Source organism: Mycolicibacter terrae (genome assembly GCF_010727125.1).
Lineage (GTDB): Bacteria > Actinomycetota > Actinomycetes > Mycobacteriales > Mycobacteriaceae > Mycobacterium > Mycobacterium terrae.
In genome coordinates this window covers 2,987,151-3,002,854 of the sequence record NZ_AP022564.1, presented here as the reverse complement: position 1 = coordinate 3,002,854, position 15,704 = coordinate 2,987,151, and the positions used below count along the sequence as shown (strand labels likewise).

Annotated in this window: 13 protein-coding genes; 8 read left to right on the top strand and 5 right to left on the bottom strand. The window is 68.8% G+C overall.

Annotated elements, in window-relative coordinates:
- The first annotated feature begins 67 nt into the window (after nt 1-67).
- The gene (locus tag G6N23_RS14225; protein WP_085261915.1) at nt 68-1,213 is read left to right on the top strand and encodes a metallophosphoesterase family protein; all 1,146 of its coding nucleotides are present in this window, start codon (nt 68-70) and stop codon (nt 1,211-1,213) included.
- Nucleotides 1,210-3,825, top strand: a complete 2,616-nt coding sequence (locus G6N23_RS14220) for an AAA family ATPase (RefSeq protein ID WP_085261914.1) — start codon at nt 1,210-1,212, stop codon at nt 3,823-3,825. Before G6N23_RS14225 ends, G6N23_RS14220 begins: the two co-directional genes overlap by 4 nt.
- 112 nt (nt 3,826-3,937) lie before the next feature.
- On the opposite strand, the gene G6N23_RS14215 is transcribed toward G6N23_RS14220, so the two are convergent.
- From G6N23_RS14215 to G6N23_RS14200, 4 genes are read right to left on the bottom strand one after another with little or no spacing between them, the layout of a single operon-like run.
- Complete coding sequence (locus G6N23_RS14215) at nt 3,938-5,662, bottom strand: oligopeptide ABC transporter substrate-binding protein OppA (protein WP_372509052.1); 1,725 nt, start codon at nt 5,660-5,662, stop codon at nt 3,938-3,940.
- Nucleotides 5,659-7,488: an oligopeptide ABC transporter ATP-binding protein OppD gene (locus tag G6N23_RS14210; protein ID WP_085261913.1), complete on the bottom strand. Its 1,830-nt coding sequence runs from the start codon at nt 7,486-7,488 to the stop codon at nt 5,659-5,661. The genes G6N23_RS14215 and G6N23_RS14210 overlap by 4 nt, the downstream gene beginning before the upstream one ends.
- Nucleotides 7,485-8,366 (bottom strand): oligopeptide ABC transporter permease OppC, encoded by an 882-nt coding sequence (locus G6N23_RS14205; RefSeq protein ID WP_085261912.1) that lies wholly within the window; start codon nt 8,364-8,366, stop codon nt 7,485-7,487. Before G6N23_RS14205 ends, G6N23_RS14210 begins: the two co-directional genes overlap by 4 nt.
- Nucleotides 8,363-9,340, bottom strand: coding sequence for an oligopeptide ABC transporter permease OppB (locus G6N23_RS14200; protein WP_085261911.1), 978 nt, complete (start codon nt 9,338-9,340; stop codon nt 8,363-8,365). The genes G6N23_RS14205 and G6N23_RS14200 overlap by 4 nt, the downstream gene beginning before the upstream one ends.
- Nucleotides 9,341-9,515: 175 nt before the next feature.
- Between G6N23_RS14200 and G6N23_RS14195 the strand changes: the two genes are divergently transcribed.
- The 5 genes from G6N23_RS14195 (at nt 9,516) to G6N23_RS14175 (ending at nt 14,260) form a co-directional block, all read left to right on the top strand.
- Nucleotides 9,516-10,007, top strand: a complete 492-nt coding sequence (locus G6N23_RS14195; RefSeq protein WP_085261910.1) for a beta-class carbonic anhydrase — start codon at nt 9,516-9,518, stop codon at nt 10,005-10,007.
- Nucleotides 10,008-10,232: 225 nt separating this feature from the next.
- Complete coding sequence (cysD, locus tag G6N23_RS14190; RefSeq protein WP_085261909.1) at nt 10,233-11,171, top strand: sulfate adenylyltransferase subunit CysD; 939 nt, start codon at nt 10,233-10,235, stop codon at nt 11,169-11,171.
- Nucleotides 11,171-13,024: a sulfate adenylyltransferase subunit CysN gene (gene cysC, locus G6N23_RS14185; protein ID WP_085261908.1), complete on the top strand. Its 1,854-nt coding sequence runs from the start codon at nt 11,171-11,173 to the stop codon at nt 13,022-13,024. Before cysD ends, cysC begins: the two co-directional genes overlap by 1 nt.
- Nucleotides 13,021-13,749 carry a 3'(2'),5'-bisphosphate nucleotidase CysQ gene (locus tag G6N23_RS14180; protein ID WP_085261907.1) on the top strand — a complete coding sequence of 243 codons (729 nt, stop codon included), beginning with the start codon at nt 13,021-13,023 and terminating at the stop codon, nt 13,747-13,749. The genes cysC and G6N23_RS14180 overlap by 4 nt, the downstream gene beginning before the upstream one ends.
- Nucleotides 13,750-13,786: 37 nt before the next feature.
- The gene (locus tag G6N23_RS14175; RefSeq protein ID WP_085261906.1) at nt 13,787-14,260 is read left to right on the top strand and encodes an Rrf2 family transcriptional regulator; all 474 of its coding nucleotides are present in this window, start codon (nt 13,787-13,789) and stop codon (nt 14,258-14,260) included.
- Nucleotides 14,261-14,320: 60 nt separating this feature from the next.
- Here the strand turns inward: G6N23_RS14175 and G6N23_RS14170 are convergent, their stop codons facing one another.
- The gene (locus G6N23_RS14170; RefSeq protein ID WP_085261905.1) at nt 14,321-14,710 is read right to left on the bottom strand and encodes a VOC family protein; all 390 of its coding nucleotides are present in this window, start codon (nt 14,708-14,710) and stop codon (nt 14,321-14,323) included.
- A 46-nt stretch (nt 14,711-14,756) separates the two neighbouring features.
- Here G6N23_RS14170 and G6N23_RS14165 point away from each other — a divergent pair, with 46 nt between their 5' ends.
- Complete coding sequence (locus G6N23_RS14165; RefSeq protein ID WP_085261904.1) at nt 14,757-15,653, top strand: LLM class flavin-dependent oxidoreductase; 897 nt, start codon at nt 14,757-14,759, stop codon at nt 15,651-15,653.
- Nucleotides 15,654-15,704: the final 51 nt, after the last annotated feature.

The window sequence follows — 15,704 nt, the reverse complement described above, 5'->3', positions numbered from 1 at the left end:
CTTGTCGGTGACCGGCCATACACTCGCGATGCCCGGCCGACAGCCGGCGGAAAGGGACGGGACCGACATGCGATTCGTGCACACCGCCGACTGGCAGCTCGGCATGACCCGGCACTTCCTGGCCGGCGACGCCCAGCCGCGCTACTCGGCGGCCCGGCGCGACGCGGTGGCCGGCCTCGGCGCGCTGGCGGCCGAGACCGGAGCGGAGTTCGTCGTCGTCGCCGGGGACGTGTTCGAAGACAATCAACTCGCCCCCGAGGTCATCAGCCAGTCCCTGGAAGCCATGCGCACCATCGGAATCCCGGTCTACCTCTTACCCGGAAACCACGATCCGCTGGATGCCGCATCGGTCTACACCAGCGCGTTGTTCACCGCAGAGTGCCCCGACAACGTCGTCGTGCTCGACACCGCGGGCGTGCATCGGGTGCGCCCCGGTCTGGAGATCGTCGCCGCGCCGTGGCGATCCAAACGGCCCACCACCGACCTGGCGAGCGCCGTGCTTGACGGCCTGCCCGCCGACGGCACCATCCGGGTCCTGGTTGCCCACGGCGGCGTCGACGCGCTGGACCCCGACCCGAACAACCCCGCGCTGATTCGGCTGGCGGCCCTGCAGGACGCCCTGGACCGCGGCGCGATCCACTATGTCGCGCTGGGGGACAAGCACTCCCGCACCCAGGTGGGGGCAACCGGACGCATCTGGTATTCCGGATCGCCGGAGCCGACCAACTTCGACGACATCGAATCCGATCCCGGCCACGTGCTGGTGGTCGATATCGACGAGACCGACGGCGCCGTGAGCGTCGACTCCCGACACGTCGGCCGGTGGCGTTTCCTGACACTGCACCGCCAGCTCGACACCGGCCGTGACGTCACCGACCTGGACATCAACCTCGACCAGTTGCCGGACAAGGAACGCACGGTGGTCCAGCTGGCCCTGACGGGTTCGCTCAGCGTCACCGACCGGGCCGCTCTCGATGTCTGCCTGGACCGCTATTCGCGGCTGTTCGCCTGGGTGGGCACCTGGAAGCGTCATACCCACCTGGTGGTGGTTCCCGCCGACGGCGAATTCTCCGATTTGGGAATCGGCGGTTTCGCCGCCGACGCGGTCGAGGAACTGGTCGCCGCCGCGCGCGCGGACGACACCGGCGCTGCCGAGGATGCCCAAGCCGCGCTGGCGCTGCTGCTGCGCCTGGTCGATCGGGGGGTGGCATGAGACTGCACCGGTTGGCGCTGACCAACTACCGCGGCGTGGCGCATCGGGAGATCGACTTCCCCGACCACGGCGTGGTGGTGGTGTGCGGCGCCAACGAGATCGGCAAGTCCTCGATGATCGAGGCGCTGGACCTGTTGCTGGAGTCCAAGGACCGCTCCGCCAAAAAAGACGTCAAACAGGTCAAGCCGACTCACGCTGACGTCGGCGCCGAGGTCACCGCGGAGATCAGCACCGGCCCGTACCGTTTCGTCTATCACAAACGCTTCCACAAGGCGCCCCGGACGCAATTGACCATTCTGGAGCCGCGCCGCGAGCAGCTCACCGGCGACGAGGCCCACGAACGAGTCCGCGCGATGCTGGACGAGACCATGGACACCGGCCTGTGGCAGGCGCAGCGAGTGCTGCAGGCGGCCTCGACCGTGGCGGTGGACTTGTCCGGATGCGATGCGCTGTCGAGGGCGCTGGACGTCGCCGCCGGTGACACCGCGAGCCCCAGCGGAACCGAGCCGCTGCTGATCGAGCGGATCGATGCCGAGTACGCGCGCTACTTCACCGCGACCGGACGCCCCACCGGCGAGTGGGCGAGCGCCATCGCCGCACTGGCCGACGCCGACGCCGAGGTGGCGCGGTGCGCCGAGCTGCTCGCCGAAGTGGACGAGCGGGTGCACCGGCATGCCGAGCTGTCCGAGCAGTTGGCGAGGTTGACCGAGGAGCAGGCCGCCGCCGATGCCCGGCACAGCGCCGCGCAGGCCGCCGGCGCGGCGATCGCCGACTTGCGCAGCCGGCTTCGCGATGCGCAGTTGGTGGCTACCGCGGCCGAAGCGACCGGCTCCGCGACCGGCTCCGCTCAGGCCGAGCGGCAGCGGCTGCGCGACGACCTCGAATCCCGCGCGGCCGCGATAGCCCTGTTGGACACCGAGATCGGCGACGCCGCCCAGGCGCAGGCCACCGTCGAGGCCGAAGCCACCGCGGCAGAGGCCGCCGCGGCCGGCGCCGCACACGCGCTGGCCGCCGCCACCGAACGCGCTGTTTCCGCCCGCCGGGTCGTCGACCAACTCGCCGCCCGCGACGAGGCGGACCGGCTGGCCGCCCGGCTCGAGCGCCTCGACGCCACCGAGGACCAGCTTGCCCAGGTGGCGGCGGAGCTGGCGCAGATCGTGGTGACCGAGCCGATGCTGCGCCGGGTCGAAGACGCGGTCGCGGCCTGCGACCGCACCGAGGCGTCGCTGGCCGCGATCTCGGCGACCCTGGAATTCACCGCGGTCGCCGACATCGATCTGGTGATCGCCGGCGAGCACACCCCGCTGTCCGCCGGCCAGAGCTGGTCGGCCACTGTCACCGACGGCATTGAGGTCGGCCTGCCCGGCCTGCTCAGCGTGCGTGTTCGGCCCGGCGACAGTGCACGGGAGGCCAGCACCAAACATGCTGCGGCACAGGCCGAGCTGGCCAACGCTCTGGCAGCAGCGGGAGTGACCGAGCTGGCGCAGGCACGTCACGCCGATCAGCGGCGCCGCGAACTAGAGGGCAGCCGCGACCAATTGATCGCCGCGCAGGCAGCGTTGCGCGGCGACGACGACGTCGCAGAACTGCGCGCCCGGCTAGCGCGGCTGCGCGGCGAGCACGGCGAGATCCCCGCCGGGATCACACCCGAACAGGCCCGCGCCGACCGTGACGCGGCCGAGGCGCTGCGGGTGCAGGCCGACACCGACTGCGAAGTCGTGCGCCAAGCAGCTCAGGAGGCTGCTGCGCGTCGCACGGAGGCGGCCACCCGGCTGACGCTGCTGCGTGGCAAAGTGGCGACGCAGCGTGGCGAGCTGGAGACGGTCAGCCAGCGTCTTGCCGCGCAGCGGGCAACGGTCAGCGATGACGACCTGGCAGCCGGCGCCGAGGCCGACATGCAGGCCGTGCGCACCGCGCAGCAGCGGGTGGCCGAGTTGACCGAACAGTTGGGCGCCGCGGCGCCCGACGCGGTCGACGCCGAACTCGCCGCTGCGCAGACCGCGGCCCAGGAACTTGATGCCCGGCACACTGAGACCGCCCGCGCGCTGCACGAGGTGGAGGTCGAACTCGCGGTGTTCGGGACCCAGGGTCGCCGGGGTCAGCTCGACGCCGCACGGACCGCGCGGGAACACGTCGCGGCCGAACATGATCGGATCGGCCGGCGGGCGCGCGCGGCGGCCCTGCTGCGGTCTACGATGAACCGCCACCGAGACGACACCCGCCGCCGCTACGTCGAACCGTTCCGCGCCGAGATCCAGCGGCTCGGCGCGAAGGTGTTCGGCGACGACTTCGAAGTCGACGTCGACACCGACCTGAAGATCTGCACGCGCACCCTCGACGGTCGCACCGTGCCCTACGAGTCACTGTCCGGTGGCGCCAAGGAACAGCTGGGCATCCTGACCCGACTGGCCGGGGCGGCGCTGGTGGCCAAGGAGGACAGCGTCCCGGTGGTGATCGACGACGCGCTGGGCTTCACCGACCCGGACCGGCTGGAGAAGATGGGTGCGGTGTTCGACGCGGTCGGTTCGCACGGCCAGGTTATCGTGTTGACCTGCAGCCCGGACCGCTACGGCAGCGTCAAGGATGCCCACCGCATCGACTTGAGTGCGTGACCATTTCGGCACGCTGTGACCGCGGTGCCATTGTGCGCCGAACGTGTACCCAGTGCGAAAAAATCGCGGGATCGTCGCTGTCAGTACACGTTCGGCAAAGAAGAAGACCGCGTCAGTCCTTCATGAAGCCGATCACCGTGTAGTCCAGATCCGCCAGGCCCGGCGCGCCGAAGTTCGCCAGCGAACTGCGCACCGCCACATTGCCGGTGGTCTGGATCAGCGGCAGGCTGAACCCCTCGGCCCACAGCAGCGCGTCGACCTCGTTGGCCCTGGCGCGGGCCACCGCCGGGTCCAGCGCCTCCAGGGTCTCCTCGATCTTCGCGTCGATCTCCGGGCTGCCGATCTTGCCGAAGTTGGCCTCCCCGTAGGACGCCGAGATCTGCGTCAGCCCGGCCAGCGGGAAAGCATCACCCACCCAACTGAACTGGGCGATGTCGAAGTCGCCGACATTGACGTAGTCGGTGAAGAAGCCGCCGCCGGCCTTGGAGTCGAGCTGCAGCTTGACCCCGATCTGGGCCAGATTGTGCTGGGCCACCTGAGCGAACTGCCGGGTGCTCGACGCGTCGTAGAACAGGTGCCGGATCACCAGCGGGCGCCCGTCCTTCTCCCGGAACTTCCCGTGCAGTTTCCAACCCAGTTCGTCGAGCTCGCGCGCGGCGCGCTGCGGGTCGTAGGCCACCACCGCGGAGTTGTCCTGGTAGCCCTCCTGGCCGGCGACGTAGATGTGGTTGTTCAGCGGCACCGGGTCGGCGGTCAGCCCGCGCTGGGTCACCTTGGCAATCGTGGTCCGGTCGATACCGCGCATGACCGCCAGCCGCAGCGCCTTGTCGGACAGGATCGCCCCCGGCGCCCCGTTGAAGGTGAAGTGATTCCAGGCCGGCGTCGGTGCCCGGCGGATCGCGATCCCCTCGGTGCGCCGCGCGATCGTCAGCTGGTCCAGGGTGGCCACCCCGGTGGCGTCGATGGTGTGGTTCTGCAGCGCCGGCATCCGCGCGGACTCGTCGAGCACCAGGTAGGTGATGGTGTCCAGCTTCGGGCGCTTGCCCCACCAGGCAGGATTGCGCACCAACGTGATTCGCTGGCTGGTGCGGTCCAGCGACGAGAGCATGAACGGCCCCGCCGACGGCCCCGGCCGGCTCAGCTGTGCCTTGTTGAAGGTGTCCGGGTCGGCGGTCATGCTCTTGGGCAGCAGCATCGAGTTGCCGGCGAACATGCCCCGCCACTCCGCGTAGGGCTTGGCGAACCGCACCACGGCCTGGCGGTCGTCGACGCCGCGGGTCACCGAGGCGACCCGTTCGGCGCCGTTGGTGGTCGCGATCGCATAGCCGGGATCGTCGCCGCTGGTGGCATGGATCTGGCTGGCGATGTCGGTCCAGGACAGCGGGGTCCCGTCGCTCCACTTGGCTTTCGGGTTGATGGTGTAGGTGACTACCTGCGGGTTGGTGCCGGTCAGCTCCACGCTGGTGAAGTAATCGGGGTCCACCGTCGCCGAGCCGTCGGGTCCGATGATGAAGGCCCGCGGCATGGTGGCCTTGAGCATGGCGGCGTTCTCGGCGAGGTTGCCGTCGATGTGCAGCGGGTTGAAATTCGGCGGGAACTGGCTCATCGACAACCGCAGGTTGCCGCCGTCGCGCAGGCTGGCCGGGTCCTGCGGGTTGATGTCGCTGGCGGTGCCGACCGCGGAGATGCCTTCCGGGGCGGTGATGTCGACCGCCGCGCACCCGCTCAGGGCCAGCCCGACAGCGATTACCAACGCCGCCACCCCGTTGACTCTGCGCCCACCAGGCGTTCTTCTCGCACAACTCCCTGGTGAGCGCAGAGTCAACGTCGGATTCATGAGTTCACCACCGGTTGCGGCACGGCGGTCAACAAGCGGCGCGTGTAGTCGTGCTGCGGGTCACCGAAAACCTGATCCGCCTCGCCCTGTTCAACGATTTCCCCGCCGAACATCACCGCCACGTGGTGCGCCAGATGCTTGACCACCGACAGGTCGTGTGACACGAACAGATACGACAGCCCGAACTGCTGCTGCAGGTCCAGCAGCAGGTTGATGATGCCGGCCTGGATCGACACATCCAGCGCGGACACCGGTTCGTCGAGCGCGAGGATCTTCGGCTGCAATGCCAGCGCGCGGGCGATACCGATCCGCTGCTTCTGGCCGCCGGAGAACTCCGACGGATACCGTGCGGCGTCGCTGCGTCGCAGCCCGACCAGCTCCAGCAGCTCAGCCACCCGGGCATGCGTCGTTGACTTGTCGGAGCCGTTGGCGCGCAAGGGCTCCGCGAGCACCTCGAAGACCGGCAGCCGCGGGTCCAGCGAGGCGACCGGATCCTGGAACACCACCTGCAGATCCCGCCGTAGGGCGCGGCGGCCCTCGCGCTTGAGGGTGGCGACGTCGGTGCCGAGCACCTCGATCGAACCTGACTGCGGCGCCGACAGTTCCAGGATCTGATGCAGCGTAGTGGATTTACCGGATCCGGACTCGCCGACGATCGCCAACGTGCGGCCTTGCTCCAATGTGAAGCTCACGCCGGAGACCGCGCGGACCTCGCCGACGTTGCGGCGCAGCACGCCCTTGGTCAGCGGGTAGGTCTTGACCAGGTCACGCACCCGCACCACGGTGGGGGAATCACCGGGCTCGGATACGGCAACAGCGGTGCGAACGCCATAGATGTCAGCGGCGCTGCGCTCGCCCACCTGATCGGTGTGGATGCAGGCGGCGGAATGCTCAGGCCCGACCATCAGCAGCGCCGGCTCCTGTGCCCGGCACTCGTCGGTGACCAGCGGGCAGCGCGGCGCGAACGGGCAGCCGGGCTCGACACCGGCCGAAGACGGCGGTGCGCCCGGAATCGGCACCAGCCGGGTGCCCTGCGGTGCGTCCAGGCGCGGCACCGAACCCAACAGCCCCACCGTGTAAGGCATTTTGCGTCGGCGGTACAGCGCTTCGACCGGCGCGGCTTCCACCACCCGCCCGGCGTACATCACCAGTGCCCGGTCGGCGAACTCGGCGACCACCCCGAGGTCGTGGGTGATGATCAGCACCCCGGCGCCGGTCACGTCGCGTGCGGTCTTGAGCACCTCAAGGATCTGGGCCTGCACGGTGACATCCAGCGCGGTGGTGGGCTCGTCGCAGATCAGCAGGTCGGGGTCACACGAGATGGCGATCGCGATCACCACCCGCTGGCGTTCCCCGCCGGACAGCTCATGGGGGAACGCCCGCGCCCGCTCCTGTGGCCGGGAGATCCCGACCAGCTCCAGCAGTTCCACGGCACGCCGCCGGGCTGCGGCCCGACCAATCCGGGGATTGTGCACCTCGATGGCCTCGGCGATCTGATCCCCGACGGTGTAGACGGGCGTCAACGCCGACATCGGGTCCTGGAACACCATTCCGATCGAGGCGCCGCGGAACTTCGACATCGCCGTGTCGCCCAGGCCGATCAGCTCGGTGCCCGAAAGGCGCACCGACCCGGACACCCGGGCGTGCTCGGGCAGCAACCCCATCACCGCCATGGCCGCCGCGGACTTGCCGGAGCCGGACTCGCCGACCATCGCCACCACTTCACCCGGGGCGACCCGATAGCTGATACCGCGCACCGCGTGCACCGCCTCGGCGCCGGCGCCGAACGTCACGGTCAGGTCGGTCACTTCCAACAGGGCACTCATCCGCGGCCCCGCAAACTCGCGGCGTCGGGGTCCAGGGCGTCGCGCAGGCCATCCCCAGCGAGGTTGGCGCAGACCAGGATCGTGATCAGCACCCCGGCCGGAAACAGGAACACCCACGGAAAGGTGATCGCCGAGGCGGTGCCGTCGGCGATCAAGGTGCCCAGTGAGACGTCCGGCGGTTGAATGCCGAAACCCAGGTAGCTCAAGCCGGTTTCGGCCAGGATCGCCACCGCGACGTTGAGTGCGGTGTCGATGATCAGGATCGACGCCACGTTCGGCACGATGTGGTCGATGATGATGCGCCGGCTGGAGACGCCCATATACCGTGCGGCCCGGATGAATTCACGTTCGCGCAGGCTCATCGTCAGCCCGCGCACCATCCGGGCGCTGATCATCCAGCTGAATCCGGCCAGCAGCAGCACCAGTAGCGCGATGTTGCCGCTGTTCTTGGTGCGCGGGGTGATGATCGCGATCAGGATGAACGCCGGCACCACCAGCAGCAGGTCCACCAGCCACATCAGCATCCGGTCTCGCCAGCCGCCGAAATACCCCGAGATCGCCCCCACCGTCGCGGCGATCACCGTAGAGATCAGCGCCACGCACACCCCGATCAGCATGGACTTCTGCATGCCGCGCAAAATCTGGGCCAGCAGATCTTGGCCCAAAGCGTTGGTGCCCAGCCAATGTCGAGCCCCCGGCGGAACCAGCAGCGCGTCGTAGTCCAGGTCGGTGTAGGAGTAGGGCAGCAGGCCCGGCAGCGCGTAGCAGCCGACGAACATCACCGCCAGCAGCGCCAGCGCACCCACCGCGGTACGGCTGCGCAGGAAGCGGCGCAGCACCAGGGTGCGCCGGGAGGCGAACTCGATCTCGGCGGTCATGACACTCGCACCCGGGGATCGAGCAGCGCATAGATCACGTCGGAGAGCAGCCCGGCGGCCAACACCACCGCACCGGAGAACACTGTGATCGCCGCGACGATATTGGTGTCCTGGGTCGCCACGCCCTGGACCACCCATTCGCCCATGCCGTGCCAGCCGAAGATCTTCTCCACGAACACCGCCCCGGTGACCAGCCCGGCCACCCCGTAGGCGAACAGTGTCGCCATCGGAATCAGCGCTGTGCGCAGCCCGTGTTTGAACAGCGCACGCCGGCGCGTCAAACCCTTGGCGCGTGCGGTGCGGATGAAGTCCTGGCCCAGCACGTCGAGCATCGCGTTGCGCTGATAGCGGCTGAAGCTGGCCGCGGCGCCCAGCGCCAGGGTCAGCGACGGCAACACCAGGTGTTGCAGGCGGTCGGCCAGGCCCGGCCAGAAGCCGGTGACCAGCCCCGGCGAGGTCTCGCCGGTGTAGTCGAACAGTTGCGCGCCCAGGGCCCAGTTCACCCGCAGCGCGCTCAGGATCACCAGGTTGGCCAGCACGAAGGTCGGCACCGACAACACCAGCAGCGCCGCGAGGGTGATCACCCGATCGGAGAACCGGTACTGGCGTACCGCCCCCCAGGCACCGGCCACCACGCCGATGACGGTGCCGGCCAGCGAGCCGACGACCAGCAGCCGCAGGCTGACCCCGATGCGCCGCCCCAGTTCCCCCGAGACCGGCTGGCCGGTGACGGTGACGCCGAAATCGCCGCGGACGGCGTGCGAGGCCCAATGCGCGTAACGCAGCGGAATGGGCTTATCCAGGCCCAGTTCAGCGGCCTTGGCGTCGATGACGGCCTGCGGGGGACGGGGATTGCGCTGCATCAAGGAGTCCAGCGGGGCGAACGCCAGCGAGGTCAGGCAGAACGTCAGGAACGATGCCAGGCCCAGCAGCACCAGGTAGTTCAGCGCCCGGCCGGCCAGGAACCGCATCACGGCGCGGCCTCGCAGACGTGCGGCATCAGCACAGGGTAGAGGGTGGGCGGCGCCGTCCGGGTGAGCCGGGGGAGACGCTTGGCGCAACGCAATGATTCCGATGATTTTTATCCGTTGATTCCCGGGGAACTTTTATTAGGCTCGGCATGCGGACTGCGACAGATGGAGAAACCCTGTGACCGTTACCGACGACTACCTGGCCAACAACGCGGAGTATGCGAAGACCTTCGAAGGTCCGCTGCCCATGCCGCCGAGCAAGCACGTCGCGATCGTCGCCTGCATGGACGCCCGGCTCGACGTGTATCGCGCGTTGGGCATCAATGAAGGCGAAGCGCACGCGATCCGCAACGCCGGGGGCGTGATCAGCGACGACGCGATCCGGTCGCTGGCGATCAGCCAGCGCCTGCTGGGCACCCGCGAGATCATCCTGATCCACCACACCGACTGCGGGATGCTCACCTTCACCGACGACGAGTTCAAGCGCTCGATTCTGGAGGAGACCGGCATCCGGCCCGGCTGGGCGCCCGAGGCGTTCCCGGACCCGGCCGAGGACGTCAAGCAGTCGTTGCGCAGGGTCAAGGCCAGCCCATTCATCACGGCGACCACGTCGTTGCGCGGGTTCGTCTTCGACGTCGCCACCGGAAAGCTCGGCGAAGTCACCCTCTGACCTCCCCGCCCCCTCACCCTCTGACCTCCCCGCGAGCGTGCGTGTTTGCCCGCCGACACGCCGAAATTCGCGTGCAACTATGCACCCTCGCGGGGAAGCCGGGATCACATCGCGGGGAAGCCTGGATCACATTGACAGCACCCCGAGCGCCTGGTTATATACCCGGCTATAACCATTAATCTGGTAAATCTCACCAAGATTATCGGATATCCCGGCAAGGACATCATGACCAGTAACATCACCGCGCCGCCGGCCGCCGCCACGGCCGGGCAGTATCAGCTGACGCACCTGCGCACCCTGGAAGCCGAGGCCATCCACATCATCCGCGAGGTGGCCGCGGAGTTCGAGCGGCCGGTGCTGCTGTTTTCCGGCGGCAAGGACTCCATCGTCATGCTGCATTTGGCGGTGAAGGCGTTCGCGCCGGGCCGGCTGCCGTTCCCGGTGATGCACGTCGACACCGGCCACAACTTCGAGGAGGTCATCGCCGCGCGCGATGAGCTCGTCGAGCGGACCGGGGTCCGACTGGTGGTGGCTTCGGTGCAAGACGACATCGATGCGGGTCGGGTGGTCGATGACGGACCGTCGCGTAACCCTCTGCAGACCGTCACCCTGCTGCGGGCGATCCGCGAGAACAAGTTCGACGCGGCGTTCGGCGGCGCCCGGCGCGATGAGGAGAAGGCGCGCGCCAAGGAGCGGGTGTTCAGCTTCCGTGACGAGTTCGGCCAGTGGGACCCCAAGGCGCAACGGCCCGAGCTGTGGAACCTCTACAACGGGCGGCACCGCTCCGGCGAGCACATCCGGGTGTTCCCGCTGTCGAACTGGACCGAATTCGACATCTGGTCCTACATCGGCGCCGAGGAAATCACCTTGCCGTCAATCTATTTCGCGCACCAGCGCAAAGTCTTCCGGCGTGACGGGATGTTGCTGGCCGACCACGAATTCCTGCGGCCCGCCGAGGGTGAGGAGGTGTTCGAGACCTCGGTGCGTTTCCGCACCGTCGGCGACGTCACCTGCACCGGTTGCGTGGAGTCGACGGCGGCGACCGTCGAGCAGGTGATCGACGAGACCGCGCTGTCTCGGCTGACCGAGCGCGGAGCCACCCGTGCCGATGACCGTATCTCCGAAGCAGGCATGGAGGACCGCAAGAGGCAGGGGTATTTCTGATGGCTGCGGCAACCACGCTGCTTCGTATCGCGACGGCCGGATCGGTCGACGACGGCAAGTCGACCCTGATCGGGCGGCTGTTGTTCGACTCCAAGGCCGTCATGGAAGACCAGCTGGCCTCGGTGGAGCGCACCTCCCGCGAGCGCGGCCACGACTACACCGACCTGGCCCTGGTCACCGACGGCCTGCGCGCCGAGCGTGAGCAGGGCATCACCATCGATGTCGCCTACCGCTACTTCGCCACGCCCAAGCGGAAATTCATCATCGCCGACACGCCCGGGCACATTCAGTACACCCGCAACATGGTGACCGGCGCCTCGACCGCACAGCTGGCGATCGTGCTGGTCGACGCGCGGCACGGTCTGCAGGAGCAGTCGCGCCGGCACACCTTCCTGGCGTCGCTGCTGGGCATCCGGCACATCGTGCTCGCGGTCAACAAGATGGACCTGATCGACTGGGACGCCGAACAATTCGAGGCGATCCGCGACGACTTCCATTCGTTCGCCACCCGCCTGGACGTACACGACGTGACGACCATCCCGATCTCGGCGCTGCTCGGCGACAACGTGGTGACCAAGTCTGACAAGGCCCCCTACTACGAGGGTCCGGCACTGCTGTCGCACCTCGAAGACGTCTACATCGCCGGTGACCGCAACCTGGTCGACGTGCGCTTCCCGGTGCAGTACGTGATCCGCCCGCAGACCCACGAACACGCCGACCACCGCAGCTACGCCGGCACGGTCGCCAGCGGTGTACTGCGTCCCGGTGACGACGTGGTGGTGCTGCCGTCCGGGAAACCGAGCCGGGTCGCCGCGATCGAGGGCCCCAATGGTGCGGTGGGCGAAGCGTTTCCGCCGATGGCGGTCTCGGTCATGCTCGAGGACGACATCGACATCTCCCGTGGCGACATGATCGCCCGCACCAACAACCAGCCGCGCGTCGCCCAAGACTTCGACGCCACGGTGTGCTGGATGGCCGACGGTGCGACGCTGCAGCCGGGCAACGACTACGTCATCAAGCACACCACCCGCACCACCCGGGTGAGGGTGATGGCGTTGGACTACCGCCTCGACGTCAACACCCTGCACCGCGACAAGGACGCCGGGGAGTTGAAGCTCAACGAGCTCGGACGTGTCTCGCTGCGCGCGCAGGTGCCGTTGATGCTCGATGAGTTCAGCCACAACGATGCCACCGGTTCGTTCATCCTCATCGACCAGGGCACCAACGGAACCGTGGCGGCCGGGATGGTGCTGCGTGACGTGTCGGGCCGCGCAGCCAGCCCGAACACGGTGCGCCACGAGTCTCTGGTCACCGCGACGGACCGGTTGTCGAAGGGCCGCACGGTGTGGTTGACCGGACTGTCCGGCGCCGGCAAGTCGTCGGTGGCCATGCGGGTCGAGCAGCTGCTACTCGAAAGAGGTACGCCCGCCTACGTTCTCGACGGCGACAACCTGCGGCACGGGCTCAACGCCGACCTCGGGTTCTCGATGGCCGACCGCGCCGAGAACCTGCGCCGGCTGGCGCACGTGGCGACCCTGCTGGCCGATTCCGGGCAGATCGTGCTGGTGCCGGCGATCAGCCCGCTGATCGAACACCGCCAGCTGGCCCGCCAGGTGCACACCGACGCCGGGTTCGACTTCATCGAGGTGTTCTGCGACACCCCGCTGGAGGAATGCGAGCAGCGAGACCCCAAGGGGCTGTACGCAAAAGCCCGCGCGGGCCTGATCACCCACTTCACTGGCATCGACAGCCCGTACCAGCGGCCGCGCAACCCGGACGTGCGGTTGAGCCCGCAGGACAGCGTCGACGCGCAGGCCCGCCAGGTCATCGCCGCGATCGATGCCCGACGGTGAACGATCACCAGCTGGCCGCCCAGCTCGCCGCTGAGGCGGGCCGGTTGCTGCTGGGCGTCCGCGAAGAGCTGGCCGACGCGCCACAGGCGGAGCGGAAAGCGGTTGGCGACAAGCGCTCTCACGACTACCTGATGACCGCGCTGGGCGCCGAACGCCCGGACGACGCAGTGCTGTCCGAGGAGGGCGCCGATGACCCGGTGCGGCTGCAGGCCGAGCGGGTGTGGATCGTCGACCCGCTGGACGGCACCCGCGAATTCTCCGAACCCGACCGTGACGACTGGGCCGTGCACGTCGCGCTGTGGCAGGCCGGAGAACTGACTGCCGGCGCGATCGCCCTGCCCGCCCGCGGCATCACCCTGGCCACCCCGACCGTGTCCGCCCCACCCGAACACTCCGGGCCGCCTCGCATCGCGGTGTCGCGCAGCCGGCCCCCGGCGCTCGCCGAAACCGTCCGCGACCGCCTCGACGGCGTGCTGGTGCCGATGGGCTCGGCGGGAGTGAAGGTCGCCGCCGTCATCCAGGGCATCGCCGATGTCTACGTGCACGCCGGCGGGCAGTACGAGTGGGACTCGGCCGCCCCGGTGGCCGTCGCCCGCGCCGCCGGCCTGCACACCTCGCGCATCGACGGCTCACCGCTGGCCTACAACCGGCCCGATCCACTGCTGCCCGACCTGGTGGTGTGCCGCCCCGAATACGCCCGCACGGTGCTCGCCGCGATCGGCTGACATCGCCGGAATCCGGCCGGATGGCAGAATCCCCAGGATGCGGATGTCGGCCAAGGCGGAATATGCGGTGCGCGCGATGGTTCAGCTTGCCACCGCCGAGCCCGGCACGCTGGTCAAGACCGACGACATAGCGGCTGCTCAAGGTATCCCAGCGCAGTTCCTCGTCGACATCCTGTCCGATCTGCGCACCGACCGACTGGTGCGCAGCCAGCGCGGGCGCGACGGCGGCTACGAACTGGCCCGCCCGGCCATCGAGATCAGCGTCGCCGACGTGTTGCGCTGCATCGACGGCCCACTGGCCAGTGTCCGCGACATCGGGCTGGGCGACCTACCCTACTCAGGCCCGACCGCGGCGTTGACCGACGTGTGGCGGGCGCTGCGGGCCAGCATGCGTTCGGTGCTCGAGCAGACCAGCCTGGCCGACGTGGCCTCGGGGGAACTGCCCGCGCACGTCGCGGAATTCGCCGCGGACTACCGCACCCAGGAGCGCCAGCGCGGCCACGGCAGCTGATTCGGCGGTCCGGCTTCGCCTCTCCTTCGTCGAGCCTCGCTAACCGCCGGGGGCTGAGTGCTACGAACCCGAGCCGTACGGGCGGGTGAGGATCTCCATCGCGTGGCCGCTGGGGTCGCGGAAATACACGCCGCGGCCGCCGTCGCGGCGGTTGATCTCGCCGGGGTGCCCACCGCGCGGGTCCGCCCAGTGCTCTATGCCGCGCGAGGAGATCTTGCCGTAGATGGCGTCGAAGTCGTCCTCGGAGACCAGGAATGCGTAATGCTGCGGCCGGATCTCCTCGCTGTCGGGTACGTCGGCGTAATCGAGGCTGGCGTCGTGATCGAGCCCGACGACCATGAAGTGGCCGAACGGCTGCGGGTCGGGCAGGCCGAACAGCTCTGCCAGGAAGGCAGCGGAGGCGTGTTTGTCGTGGGCGGCGACGATCGTGTGATTGAAGGAAATGCTCATTCCTCCAGTGTCGGTCCCGGGTGTCGTCCATGCCACAATCTCGGGCATGCAGGTGGGAATGACCATGCCCGTAATGGAGCCGAATCTGGACGCCACGCTGCTGCGGGACTGGGCGTGCGCGATTGATGAAGGGCCGTTCGCATCGCTGGCCTGGGGCGAGCGGATCGCCTTCACCAACCCCGACAGCCTGACCCTGCTGGGGGCGCTGGCGGCGTGGACCGAGCGGGTGCGCTTGGTGACGACGGTGATCGTTCCGCAACTGCACGATCCGGTCATGCTGGCCAAGGCGCTGGCCACTGCGGACCTGCTGAGTGGCGGGCGGCTCACCGTCGGCGTCGGTGTGGGCGGCCGTCACGAGGACTACTGCGCGGTGGGCGCTGATCCGGCGACGCAGACGATGCGGGACCTGGCCGAGCGGGTCGCGATCATGAAGCGGATCTGGGCGGGGGAGAAGCTCACCGAGTCGGTGCTGCCGGTCGGGCCGGCGCCGGCGCAGCCCGGCGGCCCGCCGCTGGTGGTCGGCACCATCGGCCCCAAAACTCTGCGCAGCGCGGCGACCTGGGCCGAGGGCCTGGCCGGCATCACGATGGACCTCGATGTGGCCAAGCAGAACGAGCTCTTCGATGTCGCCCGGCAGGCGTGGCAGCAGGCCGGCAAGGCGAAGCCGTACCTGGCGACCTCGTTCTGGTTCGCGCTGGGCGAGCGCGACGCCGCGCGCGACCAGGTGCGCGAGCATCTGCTGCGCTACATGAACTGGATTCCCGCCGAATACGTCGAGGCGATGGCCCCAACCACCGGCTGGGCCGGCAGCGAGGACGAGCTTCTCGACCTGCTGCGCAGCTTCCAGGCGGTGGGTGCCGACGAGATCCACCTGATTCCGACCAGTTCCGACCGTGACCAGCTGCGGCGCGCCGCGGAGGTGGTCGCCGAGTTCCGCCGCTGAGCCCGCACGCCGCCCTGCGGAGCTGTTGCGACACGGTCACGGAAGCGTCTC